19 protein-coding genes are annotated in these 22,547 nt (G+C 68.8%); 3 read left to right on the top strand and 16 right to left on the bottom strand.

Annotation, left to right across the window (positions count from 1 at the left end; translation table 11 throughout):
* Positions 1–55: 55 nt before the first annotated feature.
* The 16 genes from J2X20_RS28360 to tssA all read right to left on the bottom strand — a co-directional run bounded on the left by J2X20_RS28360 (position 56) and on the right by tssA (position 19,161).
* Positions 56–874, bottom strand: coding sequence for a hypothetical protein (locus J2X20_RS28360; protein ID WP_310272931.1), 819 nt, complete (start codon positions 872–874; stop codon positions 56–58).
* Positions 874–2,613, bottom strand: a complete 1,740-nt coding sequence (locus J2X20_RS28355) for a hypothetical protein (RefSeq protein ID WP_310272929.1) — start codon at positions 2,611–2,613, stop codon at positions 874–876. Before J2X20_RS28355 ends, J2X20_RS28360 begins: the two co-directional genes overlap by 1 nt.
* A complete protein-coding gene (locus J2X20_RS28350; protein WP_310272927.1) occupies positions 2,613–3,089 on the bottom strand; it encodes a DUF4123 domain-containing protein in 477 nt (158 codons plus the stop codon). The genes J2X20_RS28355 and J2X20_RS28350 overlap by 1 nt, the downstream gene beginning before the upstream one ends.
* Positions 3,090–3,151: 62 nt before the next feature.
* Positions 3,152–6,019 (bottom strand): type VI secretion system Vgr family protein, encoded by a 2,868-nt coding sequence (locus tag J2X20_RS28345; protein WP_310272925.1) that lies wholly within the window; start codon positions 6,017–6,019, stop codon positions 3,152–3,154.
* A gap of 167 nt (positions 6,020–6,186) precedes the next feature.
* Entirely contained in the window at positions 6,187–8,862 is a 2,676-nt protein-coding gene (gene tssH / locus J2X20_RS28340) for a type VI secretion system ATPase TssH (protein WP_310272922.1), read from the bottom strand.
* Positions 8,863–8,910: 48 nt separating this feature from the next.
* Positions 8,911–9,969 (bottom strand): type VI secretion system baseplate subunit TssG, encoded by a 1,059-nt coding sequence (gene tssG / locus J2X20_RS28335; RefSeq protein ID WP_310272920.1) that lies wholly within the window; start codon positions 9,967–9,969, stop codon positions 8,911–8,913.
* On the bottom strand, positions 9,966–11,837 hold the full coding sequence (gene tssF, locus J2X20_RS28330) for a type VI secretion system baseplate subunit TssF (protein ID WP_310272918.1): 1,872 nt from the start codon (positions 11,835–11,837) through the stop codon (positions 9,966–9,968). Before tssF ends, tssG begins: the two co-directional genes overlap by 4 nt.
* Before the next feature lie 117 nt (positions 11,838–11,954).
* Positions 11,955–12,491: a type VI secretion system baseplate subunit TssE gene (gene tssE / locus J2X20_RS28325; RefSeq protein ID WP_310272916.1), complete on the bottom strand. Its 537-nt coding sequence runs from the start codon at positions 12,489–12,491 to the stop codon at positions 11,955–11,957.
* Complete coding sequence (locus J2X20_RS28320) at positions 12,491–13,321, bottom strand: type VI secretion system accessory protein TagJ (RefSeq protein WP_310272914.1); 831 nt, start codon at positions 13,319–13,321, stop codon at positions 12,491–12,493. Before J2X20_RS28320 ends, tssE begins: the two co-directional genes overlap by 1 nt.
* Entirely contained in the window at positions 13,311–13,889 is a 579-nt protein-coding gene (locus J2X20_RS28315) for a double zinc ribbon domain-containing protein (RefSeq protein ID WP_310272912.1), read from the bottom strand. The genes J2X20_RS28320 and J2X20_RS28315 overlap by 11 nt, the downstream gene beginning before the upstream one ends.
* 19 nt (positions 13,890–13,908) lie before the next feature.
* Complete coding sequence (locus J2X20_RS28310) at positions 13,909–14,751, bottom strand: type VI secretion system tube protein Hcp (RefSeq protein WP_310272910.1); 843 nt, start codon at positions 14,749–14,751, stop codon at positions 13,909–13,911.
* Complete coding sequence (locus J2X20_RS28305; protein WP_310272908.1) at positions 14,751–15,278, bottom strand: type VI secretion system tube protein Hcp; 528 nt, start codon at positions 15,276–15,278, stop codon at positions 14,751–14,753. Before J2X20_RS28305 ends, J2X20_RS28310 begins: the two co-directional genes overlap by 1 nt.
* A gap of 44 nt (positions 15,279–15,322) precedes the next feature.
* The gene (locus J2X20_RS28300; RefSeq protein ID WP_310272906.1) at positions 15,323–15,823 is read right to left on the bottom strand and encodes an Hcp family type VI secretion system effector; all 501 of its coding nucleotides are present in this window, start codon (positions 15,821–15,823) and stop codon (positions 15,323–15,325) included.
* Between the two features lie 92 nt (positions 15,824–15,915).
* Positions 15,916–17,409 carry a type VI secretion system contractile sheath large subunit gene (gene tssC, locus J2X20_RS28295; RefSeq protein ID WP_310272904.1) on the bottom strand — a complete coding sequence of 498 codons (1,494 nt, stop codon included), beginning with the start codon at positions 17,407–17,409 and terminating at the stop codon, positions 15,916–15,918.
* A gap of 45 nt (positions 17,410–17,454) precedes the next feature.
* Positions 17,455–17,949 carry a type VI secretion system contractile sheath small subunit gene (gene tssB, locus J2X20_RS28290; RefSeq protein WP_310272902.1) on the bottom strand — a complete coding sequence of 165 codons (495 nt, stop codon included), beginning with the start codon at positions 17,947–17,949 and terminating at the stop codon, positions 17,455–17,457.
* Positions 17,950–18,051: 102 nt separating this feature from the next.
* Positions 18,052–19,161 carry a type VI secretion system protein TssA gene (gene tssA / locus J2X20_RS28285; RefSeq protein WP_310272900.1) on the bottom strand — a complete coding sequence of 370 codons (1,110 nt, stop codon included), beginning with the start codon at positions 19,159–19,161 and terminating at the stop codon, positions 18,052–18,054.
* A gap of 158 nt (positions 19,162–19,319) precedes the next feature.
* Here tssA and J2X20_RS28280 point away from each other — a divergent pair, with 158 nt between their 5' ends.
* From J2X20_RS28280 to J2X20_RS28270, 3 genes are all read left to right on the top strand, one after another.
* A complete protein-coding gene (locus J2X20_RS28280) occupies positions 19,320–21,113 on the top strand; it encodes a serine/threonine protein kinase (RefSeq protein WP_310272898.1) in 1,794 nt (597 codons plus the stop codon).
* A 42-nt stretch (positions 21,114–21,155) separates the two neighbouring features.
* Positions 21,156–21,761: a hypothetical protein gene (locus J2X20_RS28275; RefSeq protein WP_310272896.1), complete on the top strand. Its 606-nt coding sequence runs from the start codon at positions 21,156–21,158 to the stop codon at positions 21,759–21,761.
* A 147-nt stretch (positions 21,762–21,908) separates the two neighbouring features.
* Positions 21,909–22,472, top strand: a complete 564-nt coding sequence (locus J2X20_RS28270) for an RNA polymerase sigma factor (protein ID WP_310272894.1) — start codon at positions 21,909–21,911, stop codon at positions 22,470–22,472.
* Positions 22,473–22,547: the final 75 nt, after the last annotated feature.

Below are 22,547 nucleotides of genomic sequence, written 5' to 3'. Positions count from 1 at the left end.
TCAGCGCGCCACGAGCGGGCGACGACCCCTGCAAAACGGGTGTTGGTCAAGGGGCTCATCTAAGCACATAGACCTTGCCTTCGATCAGGGTCAGGCGCAGGGGCCATGCGATATTGCCGAGGGTCGCGTCGTCGTTCTGGCTGCCCAGTATGGGGGTACCCAGGGGGTTCAGGCATTCCAGCAGGCGCCCGCCCGCCACCAGGCGCAGCAGCAGGGTCTCGGGCGTGGGCGGTTGCAGTGTCGCCAGTACCCCCGACTGCCAGAGCTGCTGCACCTGCTCGCGCAGGGCCGCCACGCCCTGGCCGGCCGGGCGCTGGTAGGCCTGGTCGACTTCCTCGAGCTTGAGTCGGCAGGCCGCCAGCAGACTGTCGGGGTTGCCGCGCGAAAGGTCGAAGGCGATGCGCTGCGCCGCGGCCAGCACGAGCTGGCGGTCCTGGGGCCCGGGGTTGAGGACGGGGGCGTCCAGCCAGCGCCAGCGCGGGAAGCCCACGGGCAGCTCCAGGTCCTGGTGCTGGACGGTCGGCGCCTCGAAGCTGGTGCCTTCCTCGACAGCCCAGACCACCTCGGCCAGCACGCGCACGGCCTCGTCGGCCAGGCTCTTGCCCTGGCGCAGCAGCACCAGCCGGGCCCGCGCATGGGCGGCGCGGGAAGCCATGCGCGGCTGGGCCGGCGCGTTCGGTGCGGCCACCGCCTGGGCGATGGGCGGCGGTGCGACGACCAGCGTGATGCGGTTGCTGCCGTTCTGCAGATATTCGTGCACCGTGATCGACTGGCTGCCCGCACCGGCCGGCAGGGCGAGCACGGGCACGCCATTGACCAGCACCTCGACGGGCTCGCCGCTGGTCTGCACGTGCAGGCACATCAGCCTGTCCATCAGCCTGCGCTCCAGTCGACGAGGGTGAGTGCGGGAAGCAGCTCGCACAGCTTGCGCTGCGTGCCACCGAGCGGGTCCTGGCGCAGCAGGCGGACGTGGGCCGGCTCGATGGCCAGGCGATAGAACCATTGCATGCCGCGACCGTCGGGGCGCGGGCGCAGGCCGCATTCGCCGACGACCGCGCCGCCCAGGCCCTCGGCCAGCGGGCCGGCCGACAGCAGGGCCGGCTGGCCGTTGGCGATGGCCTCGACGCTGAGAATGAAGGGTTGGCGCCAGCTCGTCTTGACCTGCTCCAGGTCCTGGCCGTCGGCCAACGTGGCCCGCCATTCGCTGCGGCCCTGGGCGCGCAGGCTGATGCGGGCGCGGCTGCCGGCCCAGTCCAGCTCGCCGCTGAGCTTGAGGTCTAGCACCAGGGCCGCGAAGTCGATGGCGCCCAGCACGCGCAACGCGACGCTGCCGTCGGCCGCACGCTGCCAGCCCCAGCTGATGTCGGCCTGGCCGACCAGCGGTGCCATCTCGGCTTCCATGCGGCCGCTGGTGCCGGCCATCTGCCGCGACCAGGCGATGAAGAGCTTCTCCAGGCCGGTGCGGGCCGTCGGCTGCAGGCCCTGCCAGGCCTTGAGCCAGGCAGGCGCCAGTTCGGCATGGCCGTCGGCTTCGAGGCGGCAGGCCGTGCTCGCGGCGTTCAGCGGCGGCGCCTCGCCTTCGACCGGCCAGGCCTGGGCGGGCAGGGCGCCATGGCGGATCTCGACGAGGTGCTGCGTCGCGGCATGCACCTGCAGGCCGAGTTCCAGGCGACCCAGGGTCGCGCCGGCATTGCGGATGCCGCAGCTCGTGATGCTGACGGTCTGCATATCGGGCGGCTCGCCATGGGCGATGCCGGCCGGGCCCAGCTTGGGGTCGGGCGGCGGGCTGGGCGGGGCGTGCAGGGTCAGGCTCAGCCGCGCCGTGTCGGCGCCGCGCCAGGCCAGGCGGCCGCTGCCGCTGACGTGCAGCACCTCGGGGTGGTGGGCATCGCAGATGGCCTGGGTCGTCACGGCGAGCTGCAGGCGCGCGCTGGCGCCGGCGCCGACGGCGCGGCTCAGCACCGGCAGCACCCGCGGTTCGTCCAGAGGCGCGGACAGGGTTTCAGGTTGTGGCGCCCGGGGCACGAGGTCGACGCGGCGCCAGGCACCGTCCTGGCCCTGGTAGGCCTGCAGGGGCTTGGGCTCGGTGACGGCGAAGGTGATGGCGGCCAGGTCGCAGGCCTTGGGCCGGGGCGGCGGCGGTTGGTCCAGGAAGATGGCGCGGCCGCAGGCGGCGCGGGCCAGCCCGGCCTCGATGGCGGCCTGGGCCTTGTCGAAGCCGGCCGGCGTCAGCGCATCGCCGCTGGGTGCGGCCTTGGCGGCGCGGCGCACCAGCTCCTCGCGCGAGCGGTGGGTGAGCTGGTGCAGCCTCAGCGTCGGGCTGAGCTGCGGGTCGGCGGCGATGGCCGCGGCCCAGTCGAAGCGAGGCCTGGCTTCGAAGTTGGCGCCCCACAGGCAGCACAGCGAGGCATAACGGGCCAGTTCGGCGACATGGCGCAGGCCGATCTGCTGGGCGCGCTCCAGGGCCGCGTCGACAAAGGCCGGCCAGCGGGCCTGGAGCTGCTGGGCCACTTCGGGCCAGGCGCTGCCCAGCAGCCGCAGCAGCTCGCGCGAGTCGCGCTTGAGCTGCAGGGCCTCGACCTTTTCGAGCTGTTCGGGGTTGAGCTGCAGCATCAGGCCACCCGTTCCCGCACTTGGGTGTCGAGCACGCCATCCAGCCTTTGCCACCAGGTCCAGCGCTGCGCGCCGGGGCTGACGAGCTGCTGGCCGGCGGCGAAGAAGGCGTCCAGCTGCGAGGGCGCCAGGCCCGGCAGCAGCAGGGCCAGCAGCTCCGGGTCCCACCAGCGCCAGGGGCGGCGGCGGCCGTCGGGGCAGCGCACCTCGGCGAGGTCGCGGCTGTGCTCGCGCATGGCCAGCAGCGGGCGCGTGCAAGACATCAGCACGCCCCAACCCTCGAAGGCGGTGCAGGCCTCGCCGAACAGCCAGCTCGTGAACTCGGCCTCGGGTTGCAGCTCGACGATATAGGCGGCTTGCGATGCAGCTTCGGGGGCCAGTGCGCCGCGCTGCAGGCAGTCCCAGCCGACCGACTGCGCGGCCTGCAGCCTTTCGGGCAGGCCGGGAATGACGCCGCCGTCGACGACAGCATGCACGCGTGCGTCAGTCCGGTCCCATAGCGCTGATCGGATCTGGGCCGTGGCCAGAGCGCCAGCTTTCAAACCGACCCTCCGCCGCCTTCGGAAGCTTCGGGCGGAGGCGGCGGATCCGCGGCGGCCGCTGCCTCGGCGGCAGCCTTGGCCTCGGCCTCCTTGGCGGCAGCATAGGCGGCTTCGGAGGCGGCCAGGGCTTCATCGGCACTTGGGCCGGCGTTCTCGGCCGCGGCCGCAGCTTCGGCCTGCTTGGCGGCTTCGTAGGCTGTCTCGGCGGCGGCCACGGCTTCGGAGGCCGTCTGGCGCTCGGTCTCGTTTTCGGCGGCGGCCTCGGCCGCCTTCGCGGCTTCGTAGGCAGCTGCGGCTTCGGCCGTGACCTCGGCCTTTGTCTTGCGCGGTGTCTCTGCTTCGGCCTTGGCCTCGGCGTCGCGTGCCGCATCCTCGTTGGCAGCGGACTCGGCCAGGGCCTGGTCGCGGGCGGCGCTGCCGTCATCGACCGGCTCCTCGGGCTCGTCGCTGTTGCTGCTCAGCGTGGCTCCGCCGGCCACGGCCATGGCGGCGGCACCGGCGGCTGCCAGGGCCGCGGCACCCAACCCGAGAGCACCGGCGCGCAGCGAGGACACGGCCGGCGGCCTCGCACCTGCCGCGCCAGCGCCGGCTGCACCCGCTCCACCGGCACCCGCCGCGCCGGCGTTGTCGGCCAGCGGGTCGGCAAACAGCTTGTCGTAGTCCTCGGCCTTGGCCGGGGTCAGGATCTCCTGGTTCTTGGCGTCCTCGGGCGCCTTGGGCTCGGCCGCGGCCGCGCTCTCGGCGGCGCCGGCGGAACCGCCGCCACCGCCGCAGTTGACCTTGACCATCGGGCCGTCAATGGTGACGCCGGTCGAGCTCAGCGTGATGACGGAGGCACCGCAGACGATCTTGATGCCGGCGGTGGCCTCCAGCACGATCTCGGCGCTGCCCTTGGCCTTGATGTTGACGGCCTGCATCAGCAGGTCGGCCGTGGCCTTCATCGACAGCTTGGCGCCCGACTCGCTGACGAGGTTGCCCGTCGTCTTGATATTGCCGGCGCCGCCGCTTTGCAGATTGATGTCGCCGCCGGCCTTGATGGCCATCTTGCCGGTGACGTCATAGCCCATGTCGGCGCCGATCTTGGCGTTGAAGTCCTTCTCCAGCTTGAGCTGGTAGGTGGCCGCGCCGGTCGTGAAGATGTCGCCGGCGACCTTGGTGTGCAGGTCCTTGCCGAGGTCGTGCATGACGTCCTTGCCGACGTTGACGTACCAGTTCTCGCCGACCACTTCCTTGCGCGTGAGCTTGACCTTCTTGGTCTCGTTCTTCTCGATCCAGTCGAAGGCGTCTTCCTTCACATGGCGGTGGAAGTTCTTCTGCGACTGCAGCCAGATGTATTCGCTGTCCTTCTTGTCGTCGAAGCGCAGCTCGTGGCGGGCGTCGGCGGCGCCCTCCTTGGTCGAGTGGGTGCGCCAGCCGCTGATGTCGGAATTGGCGGGCAGGGGGTAGCTGGGGATGTTGACGTCGTTGTGCACCGAGCCCGTGATCAGCGGCCGGTCGGGGTCGCCGCCGATGAAGCTGACGACGACTTCGTGCCCGACGCGCGGGATCATCCACAGGCCCATGCCCTTGCCGGCCCAGGGCTGGGACAGGCGCACGAAGCAGGAGCTGTTCTCGTTCTTGGTGCCCAGGCGGTCCCAGTGGAACTGCACCTTGATGCGGCCATGCTTGTCGGTCTCGACCTCGTTGCCCGAGGCGCCGACGACGAGGGCCGTCTGCGGCCCGTACATGACGGGGCGGGCGGTGCGTCGCTGCGGCCGGAAGGGGTTGCCGCTCGTGCTGATGCACATGACGCTGGCCAGCACGCCGTCGCGGCGGCTGCCCGACGGCTTGAGGTCCTCGATGGCCTCGTGGTCGTTGAACTCGGCGCTGAAGTTCATGCTGACGACGAGGTAGCTGTCCTCGTCGTCGGCATGGGGCGAGTCTTCGAGGTCGAAGGTGGCGCCCACCGCCAGGTCGTTGCAGTTGGTGGTGCCGGTATAGACCTTCTGCAGCGACTGCAGCTCCTCCAGCCGCATCTTGGCGACGCGGGTGGCGGCGGCCGTGGCGGGCTGGGCCGCGTCCTTGACCTGGTTCTGCACGGCGCGGGCCGGGAACTCATAGACCTCGCCCTTGCCGAGCTTGGCGGTCTCGGCCGTCGTCAGCGCGCTGTGGGTCTGCTCGATGGCGGTGGCGGTGGCGAGGTAGTCGAAGTCGCGCACGACGGCCTTGACCGAGTGCACCTCCTCGGCCACATGCCACTCCACCATGCTGGGCGTCTTGGCATCGAGCTTGTTGGACCACTTGACGACCTTGTCGCCATCCTTGGCCTTGTGCTTGCCCATCGAGTCGGTCAGCACCAGGGTGTGGGTGGTGCTGGTGTGCTCGAAGAAATAGTAGATGCCGACCTCTTCGAGCAGGCGGCTGACGAAGTCGAAGTCGGACTCCTCGTACTGCACGCAGTACTCCAGCGGCTTGTAGACCGAGGGATCCTGCAGCCGCCAGGCGAAGTCGGCGCTGTAGGGCGTCAGCACGGCGGTGACGATGTCCTTGACGCTCTTGTTCTGGAACACCTGGGAGTTGCGCGACTTGGTCGCGAACCAGGTCCAGGGCCGCATGGTGATGCGGTAGGAATCGAAACGGCCGCGGCGCTCGCCGCGCTGGGCCTCGGTGATGAAGCCGTTGAAATGGCGCTTGGCGCCATGCTCGATGGTGACGTTGGCGCGCGAACCCAGCAGGGCGTGCAGGTCGATGGACTCGCGCACGCCCAGCAGGCTGACATTGCCGACCAGGTCGACATGCCACTCCGGCAAAGCGCCGAGCTGCTCCTTGCCCTCCAGGCGCAGCACCAGCAGCTTGTCACCACCGAGCTTGGTGGTGATGGACATCACATCAGACATTTGTTGACCCCTCGTCCGATGAGTACATCAGCCGGTCCCCCGTGGGGACGGCGATGCTTGCGGCGTCGAGCCGCAAGCACATCGCCTGACGGGCCGGCTCGGGAGCGGCCCAGCGCTCGGCCCGGTAAGTCACTACGGCCACCATCTGCTCGTCCTCAATCGAACGCGTAGCTGAAGTCGCCGTCCGCCACGCCCAGGCTGACCTTTTGCAGCGGCTGGCCCGAGGCCGTGCGCGACAGGTATTCGATGGACACCTTGGGCAGCACGGTGTTGGTCAGGATGGCGTCAATGATGCGGCCGCCCGACTCGGCGTTGTTGCAGCGCTTGACGATGAGCTCCACTGCGGCGTCGCTGTACTCGAAGGGGATGCGGTGGTTTTCGGCCACGCGCTTGACGATGCGGCCCAGTTGCAGGCGCACGATGCGGGCCAGCATCTCGTCGGAGAGCGGGTAGTAGGGAATCGTCACGATGCGGCCCAGCAGCGCCGGCGGGAACACCTTCTGCAGCGGCTCGGTCAACGCCGTGGCCAGCGACTCGGGGTCGGGCAGCAGCTCGGGGTCGCGGCACATGTTCATGATGAGCTCGGAACCCACATTGCTCGTCAGCAGGATGATGGTGTTCTTGAAGTCGATGAGGCGGCCTTCGCCGTCTTCCATCCAGCCCTTGTCGAAGACCTGGAAGAACAGCTCGTGCACGTCGGGGTGGGCCTTTTCGACCTCGTCCAGCAGCACGACGCTGTAGGGCCGGCGGCGCACGGCCTCGGTCAGCACGCCGCCTTCGCCGTAGCCCACATAGCCCGGAGGCGCGCCCTTGAGCGTGGAGACGGTGTGCGACTCCTGGTACTCGCTCATGTTGATGGTGATGACGTTCTGCTCGCCGCCGTAGAGCGACTCGGCCAGGGCCAGGGCCGTCTCGGTCTTGCCCACACCCGAGGTGCCGCACAGCATGAAGACGCCGATGGGCTTGTTGGGGTTGTCGAGCTTGGCGCGCGAGGTCTGGATGCGGCGCGCGATCATGTCCAGGCCATGCTGCTGGCCGATGACGCGCTGGCCCAGCGTGGCGCCCAGGCGCAGCACGGCTTCCAGCTCGTTCTTGACCATGCGGCCCACGGGGATGCCGGTCCAGTCGGCGACGACGCTGGCCACGGCCTGCGCATCGACCGAGGGCAGGATCAGCGGGGCGTCGCCCTGCAGCTCGCTGAGCTTGGCCTGGGCGGCGTGCATCTCTGCCAGCAGCGCATCGCGGTCGGGTTGGGCCGAAGCCGCTTCGTCGACCGGCTGGCCATCGCCGCGCAGCTTGGCGCGCAGCTCCAGGATCTTGGCGACGACTTCCTTTTCCTGCGTCCAGCGGGCTTCCAGCTCGCCCAGACGGGTGCGCTCGGCGGCCAGCTTTTCTTCCACCAGCGTGCTGCGGTCGCCGATGTGCACGCCGACCTGGGCCTCGCGGGCAATGATGCCCTGCTCGATCTCCAGCGACTCGATGCGGCGCTTGCAGTCCTCGACCTCGGCCGGCATGGCGTGCTGGCTGACGGCCACGCGGGCGCAGGCGGTGTCCAGCAGGCTGACAGCCTTGTCGGGAAGCTGGCGGGCCGGGATGTAGCGATGCGACAGCTTGACGGCCGCCTCGATGGCCTCGTCCAGCAGCTGGATCTGGTGGTGCTTCTCCAGCACCGTGGCCACGCCGCGCAGCATCAGGATGGCCTTCTTCTCGTCGGGCTCCTCGACCTGCACGGTCTGGAAGCGGCGGGTCAGGGCCGGGTCCTTCTCGATGTACTTCTTGTACTCGGCCCAGGTCGTGGCGCCCACGGTGCGCAGGTTGCCGCGCGCCAGGGCCGGCTTGAGCAGATTGGCCGCGTCGCCGGTGCCGGCAGCGCCGCCGGCGCCCACCAGGGTGTGGATCTCGTCGATGAACAGGATGATGGGCGTGGGGCTTTGCTGCACCTCGTCGATGACCTGGCGCAGGCGCTGCTCGAACTCGCCCTTCATGGAGGCGCCGGCCTGCAGCAGGCCGATGTCCAGCGTCAGCAGGGTCACGCCCTGCATGGGCGGCGGCACGTCGCCACGGGCCAGGCGCAGCGCGAAGCCTTCCACCACGGCCGTCTTGCCGACGCCGGCCTCGCCGGTCAGCAGCGGGTTGTTCTGGCGGCGGCGCATCAGGATGTCGACGATCTGGCGGATCTCGTCGTCGCGGCCGGTGACCGGGTCGATCTCGCCCTTGCGCGCCTTCTCGGTCAGGTCGACGGTGAACTTCTTCAGCGCTTCCTGGCGGCCCATGGCGGCCGGCGCCATGGCGCCCGAGGCCTCGCCCGGCTGGCCGCCACTCAGCGCGCTGCCGTCGGTGGCGCCGAGGCCCGCTTCGCCGGTCTTGCCGATCAGGCTCTGCAGCTTGTCGGCCAGGTCGTCGGCCTTGATCTTCTCGAACTGGCGCGAGATGCCGATCAGGGCGTCATGCAGGGTGCGGGTGCTGAGGATGGCCAGCAGCAGGTGGCCGGAGCGCACCTGCGCTTCGCCGTACATCAGCGTGGCATAGACCCAGCCCTGCTGGATGGCGTGGGTGATGTGCTCGGAGAAGTCGCTGATCGACGTCGAGCCGCGCGGCAGGCGGTCCAGGTTCGTCGTCACGTCGCGGGCGAGGGCGGCCGCATCCAGGCCGTAGTGGCGCACGATGGCGGCCACGTCGGACTCGTTGTTCTCCAGCAGCTGGGTGATCCAGTGCACCAGCTCGACATAAGGGTTGCCCCTGAGCTTGCAGAAGACGGTAGCGCCTTCGATGGATTTGTAGGCCAGCGGGTTGAGCTTGCCGAACAGGGCTTGGCGGCTGATGTCAGTCATTTCCAGTTCTCCTCGGTGCTGAGTGACCGGGGCCGCCGTTCGGTTCCGCTACATCTGGTGTCGGGGCGCCAATGAGGGACCGAGGGGCTCCCGGCAGATGCTTTCCACGTTCATGACCAGCTGGTCGGCGCGCTTGCGCGGGCGCTGGCTGTTGAGCCAGGCGCTGCGGCCCAGCATGCCGACGCCGGGCTTCTTACCCAGCGACCAGGAAGGCACCTCGGCGGGCTTGAGCTTCAGGCGCACATCCCAGGCGAACTCGTGGCCGACGTATTGCCTGACCATGGCCTGCAGGGCCTGCAGGTTCTGGCCCGAGGGCAAAAAGGCCTGGAAGGCCGGCCAGCTCAGGGGGCCGATCTCGATGCGGAACTTGTGCTGCACGTCCCAGACCTGGCGGCCCAGCATGGCGCCACGGCCCAGGGCGACGCCGTCGTGCTTGACGAGGCGGGTGCGCTCCTCGGTCTCCAGCGTCATCCAGTGGCCGCTGAACTGCTGCACCTGAGCCGGCACGCGAAAGCGCAGCGCGATCCAGCTTTGCAGGCCGTCGGCATCGCGGGCCGAGCGGGCCAGGCGGCCGGCGAAATACAGCTTCGAGAAGTCGCCCAGGGCGTCGCGCTCGCGCAGCGCGGGCTCCGCCAGGCCGATGAGGGCGCCGACATGACGCACGATGGGCGCCTCGCGGCCGCGGTCCATGCCGACGACCGGGTTGGCGCGTGCCCAGGCCCGGTAGAACAGCAGGCCGAAACGGTGCAGCAGCATGTCGGCGAAGGCCGCGAAGGTGCGGTCGCCGTGGTGCAGCGAGCGCTCGCGGGCGTACTCCGTCATGTGGGTCGGCAGCGCGCCGTTGGGGCCGAACAGGCTCAGCACCCGCTGCACCAGGCGCGGCGGGCTGTGTTCGCTGGGCGCCAGCCTGGTGATGGGCGTGGGCGCGAAGTTCAGCGCCGGCTCGCTGGCAAAGCGCACCGGTTCGTCGCCGGGGCGCAGCGCGTCGCCCAGGCGCGGCTTGTCGGGGTGGGCAGCCTCGATGCGGCGCAGGGCCTGGAAGAGGTCGAAGCGGCCCGGGCGCGCCGTCAGCGCGTCGAAGATCGAGGGCTCGGGCTTCTGGCTCACAGGACTGCCCGGGCGCCGGGCAGGGGCTGCCAGCGCTTCAGCTCGCCGCGCGTGCGCGAGACCAGCAGGGTCTGCACAAAGCTGTTCATCGACACATGGCGGCTGAAGTAGTGGTGCAGCACGGCGCCCAGCAAAGTCGCGCTGCCGCCCTCGAAGGACAGCTCATCCACGGTCAGCTGCACCTCCAGGCCGCGGCCAAAGGCGATGGGGCCCGGTGCCGGATGGCGGCGCACCACCGGACGGGTGTCAACGGCGCGCACGCCCTCGATCTGGCGCAGCAGGCCGGCGTCCGAACTCTGGCCGAACAGGCCCAGCAGTTCGCGCAGGGCCAGGGCGCCGCGCTCGGCGTCCTCATCCACCAGCGACAGATAGTTCAGGGACAGCAGGGACAGCAGCCGCCAGGCGAGAGGACCCTCACGCGCCGCGCTGCAGGGGCGAGACGGGCCGGCGACGACGGCGATGTGGTCGACCGGCGCACGGGTCTCCAGCGTCAGCCCGCCATGGTCGCGGCCGGCCGGCATGAAGAGGGGCAGGTCGCGGTTGGTGCAGCGGATCTTGGCGCCCAGCTGGCGCAGCTCGGTCCGGTAGGGGGCGCGCTGCAGGTCGACCAGGGACAGGAAGACCTCGCTGCCGACATAGGCCGAGCGCGGGCCTTCGCGCTTGGTGCGGTCGCTGGCCAGGCGCGGCTCGCGCAACAGGCTGAAATAGCCCGAGGCACCGGCTGGGTCGGCATGGGGCACGTCGAACAGCGGCAGGAACTGCAGCTCGTCGGTATCGGTCGAGAAGCCGGTGACCGAGGACACGTCGAAGACCTCGAAGTCATTGCCGGCCAGGCGGTCAGGGATGACCTGAAAGGCCGTGGCGCTGTCGTCGACGGTGATGCGCTCGGCGCGGCGCTCGAAGAGGTTGATGGCCGGCACGCAGTTCAGGCTGAAGTTGGCCGGTTCGCCGCCGCCCTCCAGGCTGGGCTCGTAGCGGTCGAACAGCAGCACCAGCTCGAAGGTGTTGCCCGTGGCTGCCGCAAAGCTGGGCTTGAGGCCGGCCACGTCGATGAACAGGAAGCGCTGCGGAAAGGCGAAGTACTCCTGCATCAGCCGCGTGCCCGACAGGCCGCGCAGCGTGACCGGCAGCATGGCTTCGTCGTCGGCCAGGCCGACATGGCGCACGCGGCCGGGCGGGATGAAGTTGCGCTTCAGGTCGGGGCCCTTGCCGCCGGGGCCGGCCAGCACGCCGACGCAGCGGCAGGTGGCCAGCTCGTGCAGCTTCAGCGCCACGTCCTGCAGGCCGCCCATGAAGAAGCGCAGGCTGTCCAGCGGCAGCTTCGCGAAGCTCATGCCGGTGGGCAGCTCCAGCCGCACGCGCACGCCGCTCTTGGGGCGCTCGCGCAGCGGCAGGCCACTGAAATTGATGTCGGTGGCGCTGAGGAAGTATTCGACCTGGCTGACCTTGATCGGCGTCAGCGTGACGGGCTGGGCGGTGCGGAACTCGCAGCGCGTCGGGCCCAGCGGTGTCTTGGGGCCCATCAGCGCGCTGCCGCGCGGCAGCGTGAAGCCGGCGATCAGGTTGGGGTCTTGCGCGGGCTCGAGCTGGGCCACCAGCATGGACGGGATCGGCGCGCTGAGGTTGGGGCAGACCATGTCCAGCAGGCGCTGGGCCAGCTGGGGGAATTCGGCGTCCTGCTTGAGCTGCACGCGCGCGGCCAAAAAGGCGGAGCCTTCCAGCAGGCGCTCCACATAGGGGTCGGCGACCTCCAGGCCTTCCAGCCCCAAGCGCCCGGCGATCTTGGGGAACTCGCGCGCGAACTCGCCGCCCATCTCGCGGAGATAGCGCAGTTCCTGGTTGTAGTAGCGGAGGAGGCGGGGATCCATTTCAGTTTTCGGTGGCCGTAGTGCCTGACCAAGCGGCTGCCGCGGAGCCGGCTTTGCCGGGCCGCTGGCAGTGCCCCTTGAGGGGCGCGCGAAGCGCGCAGGGTTGGGCCATTGTCATCAGCCTCTCATGTCCCGCACGGCGGCCTGGCCCGTGTCGACGTCCACGTCCGCGCTGAGCAGCAGCTCCAGCGGCACCGGCTGGTTCCACATCTGGCCCTTGATGGTCAGGCGCAGGCTGGTCGGGCGCAGGCCGGTGCTCATGTCGTTGACGATGCGCACCTCCACCGTGGCCGGGTCCAGTCGCGGCTCGAAGCGGATGATGGCCTGGCGGACCTGGGCTTCGATGATGGGGAAGTTGTGGATGGTCATGGTCTGCCCGGTCAGGGGCAGGATGCCGAAGTTCAGCACCGAGTCGCAGGCATGCGGCACGCTCTTCCACAGCGCGGTGCGCTCGGGGTCGTCGCGGTTGCGGATGTCGGGCTCTTCGCAGACGGCGTTGAACAGCCAGGACAGGTCGCGCAGCACGGCCTCGCGCAGCTGCTTGCGGCTGAGCACGCGCGCTTCGAGCGACTCGACCTTGGAGCCGGGATCGTTGTCGGTGAGCCGGTCCAGCAGCGAGGGCTGGAGGCGGTCTTGCGCGCCGAAGCCGGCCATCACGCGCCTTCAGTCGGCGTATCGAAAACTATTTCGCGGATGGCCATCAAATCGTGGTCGCCGATGTCGCTGGTCAGCACGCGCTGGCCCAGGCCGGCGTAGCGCTCCTCGCCGGGCAGGGGCTGCCACTCGGTCTTGCGCGCCAGGTTGATGAGGCCGTCTTCGCTCTTCTCGGAGCCGGGGTAGCGCGTCGGCACCAGGGCGACGCTGTTGCCGCCGTTGGTGAAGCTCAGTTGGGCCGGCATCCAGACGCAGTCGCGCAGGTCTTCCGGTGCGTCGAAATGGATCTTGGCCAGGTGCTTGAAGGGCACCCAGGTGTAGTGGCCGTTCAGGCAGACCTCGAGCACCGGGCCCAGGCGCGAATCGGCGTCAGCCAGCCACTCGAAGGACTGGCCGTCGATGCTGCCGGCGCTGGTGGGTGCGGCCTCGAAGGCCTTGGCGGCGAGGTCGACGGCGAGTTCGTTGTTGCCTTCGCCCTGCTGCTTCAGCGATTCGATCAACTGCGCCACCCAGGTCTCGGGCTGGCCGAAGACGACGGGCGTGCGCTTGCCGGCAAAGACCTCGGCACGCAGCAGCTCGCAGCGGATGGCGTGGCCGACCGTCTCGCGCATCGGGATGGCGAGCTTGTCCATGTCGGCGACGACATTGAGCTGGGTGTGAGCCCGCTCCCACTGGCCCAGCACGCTGAGCAGTTGGGACATGAAGGTGCGCAGCTTGGGATCGGCCGGCTTGGCGCGCACGGCCTCGGTCAGCTTGGCGAGGGCGGCGCGCGGGTCGCCGGCGCGGAGAAGCTCTTCGGCGGCTTGTTGGGGAGTCAGGTCAGAAGCCATGGCCGCAGTCCGTACAGAAGCGGGCTTGCCGCGGAAGGGTGACGCCGCAGGCCGGGCAGCTCTTGTGCGTGCTGGCCATGTCGAAGCCGCATTCGTGGCAGAAGCGCCCGCCCTGGCTGGGTGTCTGGCAATTGGGGCAGGCGGCGCCACCACCGCTGGAAGCGCCATAGCCGGAGCCGGCTGAGGCACCCGTGTCCAGGGCGGCGCGGGCGGCGCAGTCGCGGCAGCTGTTGCTGCTGCTGTTCCAGCATTCGCGGCCCACCCATTTGCGGCAGCCGCTGCAGCGCTCGTACATGGGCGCCGCGGCGGCCATGGCTTCGGCCAGGGCCTCGGCCTTGGCGCTGCCCCCACCGGCCTCGGCAAAGGCGCCGGTCGCCCGGCTGGCCTTGTTGAGGTCGTAGAACATGAAGGCGAAGCGGCTCAGCCAGCCGGTGATCTGGCCCTTGCGATAGGGCTTGAAGGCCGAGCGCGAGCTCTCGCCGCACTTCTCGCAGAAGAACTCGAACTGGAAGCCGGCCGACACGTCGCTCATGCTCGTGCTGATGTCGCGGTAATTGGTCATTGCCATGGCGAGATTCCGTCCGGCTTCAGATCGGAGAACCGATGTTCTTCATCGTGAAGGCGCGCATGGTGCCTTGAGATAGCGTCTTGGCGGCCGCCTGGCCCGCGTTGCCGTGCGAGTAATGCGACGGCGGGTTCTTGTACATATAGGCCAGCGAGCCAAACTCGCATTTCCACTGCTCCATCATCTCCGTCATCGTGTCGGTGATGGCGACCTGCAGCTGGTATTCGACCAGGCGGATCTTCTGGATGGTGAAGACCAGCGAGGTGCCGTCCATCACGGTCGCGGAGCGCTTGTGGATGGTCAGCGTGCCGGAGGGAAAGATATCGCCGGCCTTCATCGAGTTCAGCATCTGCGTGCTGGCGATGTCGACACGCTTGGTGAAGGTGAACTCGAAATTCGGGTTGCGGTCGCCGGCGCCTTCGTGGCTCTTGCTGCCGCCCTTTTCCTTGGCAGCGCTGCCCGACTTGCCGACGTTGCTGGCCGTCGCGGCCTGCTCGATCTTCTTCTGAGCCTCGTTCATCGAGTTGCTCAGCCACTTGTCGTGCTTGTCCTGCAGCGACGAACGCTCGCTGTCGCTGCTGGCGCGGCCGAGGTCGCGCTTCAGCGAGGCCTGGGCCTGGGCCACCTGCTGGTTGAGGTTCTTCATCATGGCGGCGGGGTTGTCGCCCTTGATGAGGCTGGCCTTGCCGGCCTTGCCTTCGCCGGCGCCCTGCAGCTTCTCGTCCTCGTTGTGCAGCTTCCAGTTCAGGCTCTCGAGCAGGATCTGGCCCTGGAAGAGATGCGAGACCGCCTCGCCCGCCACCGGCACCCGGGTGGGGCGGAGCAGGATCATGTAGATGTCGGCGCCGTTTTGGGAGGAAGACATCAGAGCAGGGCCACGGGGTGGAAGAAGGGCGGCGTGGGCAGGTTGTCCTTGCCGAGGGTCTTCAAGTACATCATCTTGATGCTCTTGAAGTTGAGGGTCCAGTTCTCGGTCACTTCCTTGGACATGCCGCTGTCGGAGACGTCCAGGGTGCAGTCGGCGAAATGGCCCATGGTGCAGGCGAGCACGAAGCCGGGTTGATGGATGACGCGGCCCTGCTGCTTGATGTGCAGCACCGTGATGGTGGCACTGACCACCGGCAGGTGGTTGTCCAGGCAGAAATGCATCTGCGAGGAGCCGACGTCGAAGCGCTTCTTGAAGGTCAGCGGTTCCATCTGGACCGTGACCGGCGTGCCCAGGCCCGCCATGGACGCGGCCGCGGCGGCCATGCCGGCCAGGCCGCTGCCCTTGGCCTTGGGGTCCTTCAGGGCCGTCATGCCCCAGCCGAACTCCAGGATCTCGATGGAGCCCTCGAAACCCTCGAGCAGGCCCTCGCCCACCACCGGCCCGGCGCCGGTGATGAGTTGCATGAATATGTTCGAACGGCTCATGGTGCCGGGCGCCGCTCAGGGCATCAAGCCGAGGGAGAGGCCGTACCGGCCGGGATATCCCAGTTGTAGGTCTTAGGCGCGCCCAGCTTGCCGGTCTTGTTGTCCTGCGGCTTGTATTCGATCTTGACGGTCTTGAAGACCATTTCGACCTTCTGCGTGACGTTGCCTTCCTCGGTGCCGTTCTGGGTCACCTTGGTGATGAAGCAACCTTCCATCGTCATCGTGAAGTAGGTCTCGGGCGTGGCCGAGCCGGTCGTCTTCATCATCTGCAGCTCGACCTTGGGGAAGGCCTTGCCGGTACAGATATAGCCCAGGATCACGGTCGACGAGGTGTCGAAATAGTGTTCCCAGTTCATCTTGCCGGGGTTGGGCTTGCCGACCGAGGCGCCGCCGCCCTTGGTCCAGCTGGTCTCGGCTTCGACTTCCCAGTCCCAGCCCTGGATCTCGATCCACTTTTCCTTGCCCTTCTGGATGGACTCGCCATCGGCCTTGTCGAAGAAGGTGAGGAATGCATTGACTGCCATGTTGATATCTCCTTTAGAGGTTCAAAGCGCGGGAATGGTGGTGATGTGAGAAGACCCGTCCTGCTCCCGCGCCGGGCGAGTTCTCGAACTGTTTAAGCCGACTTTTCAGACGGCAGCTTGGACACGAGCCGCAGCGACACGGTCAGGCCTTCGAGCTGGTAGTGCGGCTTCAGGTAGAACTTGGATTGGTAGTAGCCGGGGGCGCCTTCCACTTCCGAGACTTCGACCTGGGCGGCCGCCAGCGGGCGCATGGCCTTGGTCTCTTCCGAGGAGTTCATCGGGTCGCCGTCGACGTAGTTCAGGATCCAGCTGTTGAGCCAGTCTTCCATCGCGTCGCGCGACTTGAAGGAACCCACCTTGTCGCGCACGATGCACTTCAGGTAGTGGGCGAAGCGGTTGCAGGCGAACAGATAGGGCAGGCGGGCGGCGAGTGCCGCGTTGGCGGTCGCGTCGGCGTCGTCGTACTCCTGGGGCTTTTGCAGGGACTGGCCGCTGATGAAGGCGGCGAAGTCGCTGTTCTTGCGATGCACCATCGACAGGAAGCCGTTCTTGGAGAGCTCGGCCTCGCGGCGGTCCGAGATGGCGATCTCGGTCGGACACTTCATGTCCACGCCGCCGTCATCGGTCGGGAAGGTGTGGGTGGGCAGGCCCGTCACCGCGCCGCCCGACTCGATGCCGCGGATGCGCGAGCACCAGCCGTACTGCTTGAACGAGCTGTTGATGTTGACCGCCATCGCGTAGGCCGCGTTGGACCAGGTGTACTTGCTGTGGTCGGCGCCTTCGGTGTCTTCCTCGAAGGCGAACTCGTCGACCGGCGCGGTCTTGGCGCCATAGGGCACGCGCGACAGGAAGCGCGGCATGCACAGGGCCAGATAACGCGCGTCGTCGGACTCACGCAGCGAGCGCCAGGCGGCGTACTCGGGCGTCGTGAAGATCTTGGTCAGGTCGCGCGGGTTGGCGAGTTCCTGCCAGCTTTCCATCTGCATGACGCTGGGGGCGGCACCGGTCACGAAGGGGGCGTGGGCGGCGGCGGCGATCTTGCTCAGCTCGCCCAGCAGCTCGACGTCGGGTGGCGTGTGGTCGAAGTGATAGTCGCCCACCAGGCAGCCATAGGGCTCGCCGCCGAACTGGCCGTATTCCTCTTCGTAGAGCTTCTTGAACAGCGGCGACTGGTCCCAGGCCGTGCCCTTGTAGCGCTTGAGCGTCTTGCCCAGATCGGTCTTGGACACGTTCATCACGCGGATCTTGAGCTGCTCGTCGGTCTCGGTGTTGTTGACGAGGTAATGCAGGCCACGCCAGGCGGACTCCAGCTTCTGGAAGTCCTCGTGGTGCATGATCTTGTTGATCTGCTCGGTGAGCTTGCTGTCGATGGCCGCGATCATGGCCTCGATGGTCTTGACGGCGTCGTCGCTGAGCAGCTGGGTGTTGCTCAGGGCTTGCTGGGCCAGCGTCTGCACGGCCTGCGCCACGGCGCCGCGCGCCTCGTCGGTCTTGGGCTTGAATTCCTTGTTCAGCAGGGCTGCGAAGTCATTGCCTTCGAAGGTGACGCCCGCCAGGGCCGATGCTGACTGTTCCGCTTGGGTCATGTTTGAAACTCCGGTCGTTTCAGGAATCTGTGGAGGGCTGGCGGCTTATTCGGCCTTGGGTGCGTCGGTCAGCGTCTTCAGCAGCGTCGGGTCGGCGAGCACCTTGGCGATCAGGTCGCCGGCGCCGCTCTTGCCGTCCATATAGGTGATCAGGTTGGACAGCTGCTGGCGGGCCTCGAGCAGCTTGTTCAGGCCCTCGACCTTGCGCGCCACGGCGGCGGGCGAGAAGTCGTCCATGCTCTCGAAGGTGATGTCCACCGGCAGGCTGCCTTCACCGGTCAGCGTGTTCTCGACGTTGAAGGCCACGCGCGGCTTCATGGACTTCATGCGCGAGTCGAAGTTGTCGACGTCGATCTCGAGGAATTTGCGGTCCGTCACCGGCGGCAGCGGATCCTCGGGCTTGCCGGACAGGTCGGCCATCACGCCCATCACGAAGGGCAGCTGGACCTTCTTCTCGGCGCCGTAGAGCTCCACGTCGTATTCGATCTGCACCCGCGGGGCCCGGTTGCGGGCGATGAATTTCTGGCTGCTCTTGCTCATCTCAATGCTCCTTGCGGATGGGATTCAGGGGTTCAGAAGATTGGGGCCACGAGGACGGCTGCGGGTGTGTATGAGAAGACGTCATCGCAGCGCAGGTTGCGACTAGGAATGCAGGCTGTCCGGGTCCACGCCGAGCATACGAGCCACTTCGTTCACGGCATCGGGGGCAAACTCTCGGACGAGCTGCAGGAAGTTGCGGTCGATGAGACGTTGTGCGCGGCGCAGCAGGTCGGCCGCCGGGTTGGTGGGTTCGTGCTTCTCGAGATAGGCGCAGACCAGGTCGATGGCGCGCACCGCGTCGGCGCGGCTCTCGATGGCGCCCAGGCCACCGCCGCCCCCGCCGCTGCGGCCACGGCGGGCCGGTGCCGGCGCGTCGTCGCCCGCATCACCGCCCTGGGCGATGCCGAGGTCATTGAGCATGCCGGCGAGGTCGTCCGCCGAGGCATCGATGCTGACGGGGCGCGGCGAGACGGCGGCCACAGCGTCCAGCATGGTGCGCAGGGCCGAGAAGTCGGGCAGGTCGCCGTAGTTCAAGCGCACGGCCAGGCAGGCGCCCAGCGACTCCAGCGCCGCCAGCGCGGCCGGTGCCTGGGTGGCAAGCTGCGGGTAGCCGGCGACGGCGTCGGCCAGCATGTTCTCGATCTGGCCGCGCGAAGGCACGGACTCGTCGTCGCGGGCCTGCAAGTCGCCCATGGCGATCTCGATGTCGCGCACGCTGATCTGGCCGATGCCGCGGTCGTTCAGCACCAGGCTGGCGCGCACGTCGCCCAGGGTGGCGTCCAGGCTGTTCAGCTCGCCCAGCACATTGATGCGGCCGAAGGCGTCGCCGTCGTCCAGGCGCGGGTGCAATTCGTCCCACCAGCGCGTCAGCAATTCTTCAAACAGGCGCAGGCCCGGGGCCAGCACCGCGAAGCCCTCCAGGCGCAGACGGGCGCGCAGCAGCAGATTGGCCACCCGCAGGTCGCGGCTGCGGCCGTTGATGTCGTCGGCGCCGCTGCGCACGGCGCGCCAGTCCGGCGGCTCGGCGGGGGCGAACTGGGTTTCGGGTTTGCCCGCAGCCGCCTGGGTCAGGGCCAGGAAATCGTTGTCGTATTCCAGGTCGGGGCCGCAGGGATCGTCCTCGGACACGGGTTGCAGCCAGGGCGCCAGCACGGGGTCGCTGCTGAGCGACGGCGTGGTGTCGGGCTGTGCGTCGAAGGGATTGCTGTCCATGGGGGTCCGATCTGGGGCTGCTGGTTGGGCAGGCAGGAGTTCGGCCGGTATGTAACCCGGGGCGGCGCTTAGTTCCCTGGGCCCTCACCTGGGTGCGGGGTGGCGGGAACGGAATGGCCCGCGGCGACACTCAGCATCTTGGACGTCCCGCCATCACGATGAACTCCTCCAGCGATCCGGAAGACAACGACGCGACCATCATCCGGCCCAGCGCCACCGCCGGCTCGGCCGCTCCCACGCCCTTCGAGGACGCGCCGACGGTCATGGGCGCCGCGCCTGCGCCCGAGCCCCCGCCCGCGCACATCGAGCGGGACGAGGGCGGCAACTCCCTGCCCGTGGGCAGCCGCCAGGCCGAGTTCGAGGTCATCCGCGTGCTCGGCGAGGGCGGCTTCGGCATCGTCTACCTGGCCCGCGACCATGCGCTGGAGCGCACCGTGGCGCTGAAGGAATACATGCCCGCCGCCCTGGCCCTGCGCGGCGACAGCTCCCAGGTGAGGGTGCGCTCGGAGCGTCACCGCGACACCTTCCAGGCCGGACTGAAGAGCTTCATCAACGAGGCGCGCCTGCTGGCCCAGTTCGACCATCCGGCCCTGGTCAAGGTCTACCGTTTCTGGGAGGCCAATGGCACCGCCTTCATGGTCATGCCCTTCATCGAGGGCAAGACGCTGAAGGACACCCTGAAGGAGATGCCCGAGCCGCCGACCGAGACCTGGCTGATGGACCTGCTGGCGCCCTTGACCGAGGCCCTGCTGGTGCTGCACGGCGAGAACTGCTATCACCGCGACATCGCGCCGGACAACATCATCCTGGTCAATGGCAATGGCGCGCGCCCGCTGCTGCTGGACTTCGGTGCCGCCCGCCGCGTCATCGGCGACATGACCCAGGCCCTGACCGTCATCCTCAAGCCCGGCTACGCCCCCATCGAGCAGTACGCCGAGGTGCCCAGCATGAAGCAGGGCCCGTGGACCGACGTCTACGCCCTGGCCGCCGTCGTCTACTGCGCCATCACCGGCAAGACGCCGCCGCCCAGCGTCGGCCGCATGGTCAAGGACGACTATGTGCCGCTGGCCCAGTTGGCCGAGGGGCGCTACAGCGACCGCCTCGTCAAGGCCGTCGACCGCGCCCTGCAGGTGCTGCCCGACCAGCGCACCCAGTCCATGACCGAGTTCCGCGAGGACCTGGGCCTGGCCGGCCATTACGCGCCCAAGCCGGGGCAGATGGCGACGCTGATCCAGGCGCCCGCCGCGACGCCCGAGCCCGCCCCCAAGCCGGCGGCCAGCCGCATGCCGCTGCTTGCCGGGCTGGGTCTGGTCGGGCTGGCGGTGGCTGGCGCGGCCGCCTGGTTTGCGACGCGCCCCGCGCCAGCGCCAGCGCCAGCGCCCGAACCCGTCGCCGCGGCCCCCGTGGCCGCGCCGGCGCCTGCATCGGCACCCGTCGAGGCGGAGCCGGTGGCGCGCGATCTGCCGAGCCAGTTCCGCTCCCTGGTGGCCCGCCACAGCGAAGGCTTCGACGTGCACGCCGAGGCCGAGAAGGCCACGCTGCGCATCGACCGCGACGAGCTGCGCTTCAGCGTCAGCGCCACGCGTGAGGGCTATGTCTATGTGCTGCTGGCCGGGCCGGACGGCAGCCTGGTCCAGCTCTATCCCAACGACAAGGCCAAGAACAACCACATCGGGGCCGGCGAGACGATGCGCCTGCCCGGCGCCAGCTGGCCGCTCAAGGCCAGCGACCCGCCGGGGCCGGAGCACTTCTTCGTCCTCGTGACGGCCGAGCCGCGCAGCTTCGCGCCCTGGTCCACCGAGAAGGACCCGAGCTATGGCTTCCTGACCCTGCCCGCCCAGGGGCCGGCCGGTGCTGCGCCGGGTTGGCTGCTGGGGCAGCCGGACTGCGGCCATGCCAACTGCAAGGCCGACTACGGTGCCGCGGTCTTCAGCGTCCAAGCCGTCAAGTAGGCATGAGGGCGGAACCGGGCAGCGGTCGCGGTTACCTAAGGAATGCCGGCAGACGAGGGCCGGCATCCACCGCCGACTCTGGACCGTGTTCTGAACCCCAACCAAGCCCAGGTCGCCCATCCGCAGGCGACGCCCGAGACACCCAGGCTGGACGCCTTCACGAGCGCCGCGTCCGTCGGACCGCTGCTGTGGGCCAGCCAGGTGGAGGGGCGGCTGGAGGTGCAGGGCGGCGTGACGCCGGCCGGTGTGGTGTCCGACGAGATCGGCCGCCTCTTCGTCATCGCCCTGCGTGAGCATTTCGGCGAGGCGGCCAGCGCCATCGCCGAGAGGGAATGGCGGCTCAACGGCAACCCGCGCCGCCTGCTGCAGGCCCGCGTCATCAAGCAGGCGGTGGCCTGCGCCGAGTCGGCCCTGAGCCTGCTGCTGGCCCAGTCCTGCCTGGTGCAGATCGAGTTCTCGGCCGTCATGCTGGGCTGGCGCTTCCGCCGTGTCGCCGAAGGCCTGGGGCTGGACCCGGCCAGCCTCGGCATCGAGCGCCGCCAGGCCCTGGACGACGCGCTCGCGCCGGACTTCCGACTGCCGCCGCCGGCCGATGCCGACGCCCTCGCCGAGCGGCTTCGGACCCTGCTCAGCCAGGTTCCGCATTGAGTTCGTGACGGAGTTCACAGCCGCGCGGGTTAACCCATGCCCGTGAATGCGGGGTAGGGCGGGTTTGGCTTGTCGCGAGTCCCGGTGCGACGGCGTCTGATCCAACAAGGCGGCCATGTCGGCCGCATCACCCGCCCGGAGCCCGCCATGCAGACGCAGTGCCCCCCGATCCGCCATCCCGCAGTTGCCGACCCCAACGTCATCTTCTCGGAGCTGTTCGGCGAACACCGCGACCGCCTGTATCGCTTCGTGCTGCGCCATATCGGCGACAGCACCGAGGCCGAAGAGCTGGCCCAGCAGGCCTTTGTCGAGGCGGCCCGCACGTTCGAGCAGTTCCGTGGCGAATCCCAGCTGTCGACCTGGCTCTACGGCATCGCGATGAACCTGGTGCGCAACCACCTGTCGCGCGCGCCGTCGCGGCTGTACCGCTTCGAGGACGAGTCGGCCCTGGAGGCCACGCCCTGCCTGCAGGCCAACCCCGAGCAGCAATGCCATATGAACCAGCTGATGGTGCTGTTGCAGACCGAGCTGGACGGCCTGATGCCCGAGATGCGCGAGGTGCTGCTGCTCGTCGCCATGGACGATATGAGCTACGAGGACGCCGCCGCCCTGCTGTCCGTGCCCATCGGCACCGTGCGCAGCCGTGTGTCGCGCGCCCGCTCGCATCTGCGCACCCGGCTGCAGGCTCGCGGCGCCCAGCTGCCCTTCTGAGCACGCCTCATTTCATGGCCGCGGCCGGACGCCAACCGCGGTGGGACAAGAAGGGCGAACACGCCCCGGGACATG

This window comes from Roseateles saccharophilus (assembly GCF_031458095.1).
Classification (GTDB): domain Bacteria; phylum Pseudomonadota; class Gammaproteobacteria; order Burkholderiales; family Burkholderiaceae_C; genus Pelomonas; species Pelomonas saccharophila_A.
This window is presented reverse-complemented; position numbering and strand designations above follow the sequence as displayed.

Excerpts from the sequence above, each read along its gene's own strand:
- J2X20_RS28305 (WP_310272908.1), bottom strand. The coding sequence starts at position 15,278 with ATGCAACTCATCACCGGCGCCGGGCCGGTGGTGGGCGAGGGCCTGCTC.
- J2X20_RS28300 (WP_310272906.1), bottom strand. The coding sequence starts at position 15,823 with ATGGCAGTCAATGCATTCCTCACCTTCTTCGACAAGGCCGATGGCGAG.
- tssF (WP_310272918.1), bottom strand. The coding sequence starts at position 11,837 with ATGGATCCCCGCCTCCTCCGCTACTACAACCAGGAACTGCGCTATCTC.
- tssH (WP_310272922.1), bottom strand. The coding sequence starts at position 8,862 with ATGACTGACATCAGCCGCCAAGCCCTGTTCGGCAAGCTCAACCCGCTG.
- J2X20_RS28355 (WP_310272929.1), bottom strand. The coding sequence starts at position 2,613 with ATGCTGCAGCTCAACCCCGAACAGCTCGAAAAGGTCGAGGCCCTGCAG.
- J2X20_RS28310 (WP_310272910.1), bottom strand. The coding sequence starts at position 14,751 with ATGTCTTCCTCCCAAAACGGCGCCGACATCTACATGATCCTGCTCCGC.
- J2X20_RS28280 (WP_310272898.1), top strand. The coding sequence starts at position 19,320 with ATGAACTCCTCCAGCGATCCGGAAGACAACGACGCGACCATCATCCGG.
- tssB (WP_310272902.1), bottom strand. The coding sequence starts at position 17,949 with ATGAGCAAGAGCAGCCAGAAATTCATCGCCCGCAACCGGGCCCCGCGG.
- J2X20_RS28345 (WP_310272925.1), bottom strand. The coding sequence starts at position 6,019 with ATGTCCATCACCACCAAGCTCGGTGGTGACAAGCTGCTGGTGCTGCGC.
- tssA (WP_310272900.1), bottom strand. The coding sequence starts at position 19,161 with ATGGACAGCAATCCCTTCGACGCACAGCCCGACACCACGCCGTCGCTC.
- J2X20_RS28275 (WP_310272896.1), top strand. The coding sequence starts at position 21,156 with ATGCCGGCAGACGAGGGCCGGCATCCACCGCCGACTCTGGACCGTGTT.
- tssC (WP_310272904.1), bottom strand. The coding sequence starts at position 17,409 with ATGACCCAAGCGGAACAGTCAGCATCGGCCCTGGCGGGCGTCACCTTC.
- J2X20_RS28315 (WP_310272912.1), bottom strand. The coding sequence starts at position 13,889 with ATGGCAATGACCAATTACCGCGACATCAGCACGAGCATGAGCGACGTG.
- J2X20_RS28270 (WP_310272894.1), top strand. The coding sequence starts at position 21,909 with ATGCAGACGCAGTGCCCCCCGATCCGCCATCCCGCAGTTGCCGACCCC.
- J2X20_RS28360 (WP_310272931.1), bottom strand. The coding sequence starts at position 874 with ATGGACAGGCTGATGTGCCTGCACGTGCAGACCAGCGGCGAGCCCGTC.
- tssE (WP_310272916.1), bottom strand. The coding sequence starts at position 12,491 with ATGGCCGGCTTCGGCGCGCAAGACCGCCTCCAGCCCTCGCTGCTGGAC.
- J2X20_RS28320 (WP_310272914.1), bottom strand. The coding sequence starts at position 13,321 with ATGGCTTCTGACCTGACTCCCCAACAAGCCGCCGAAGAGCTTCTCCGC.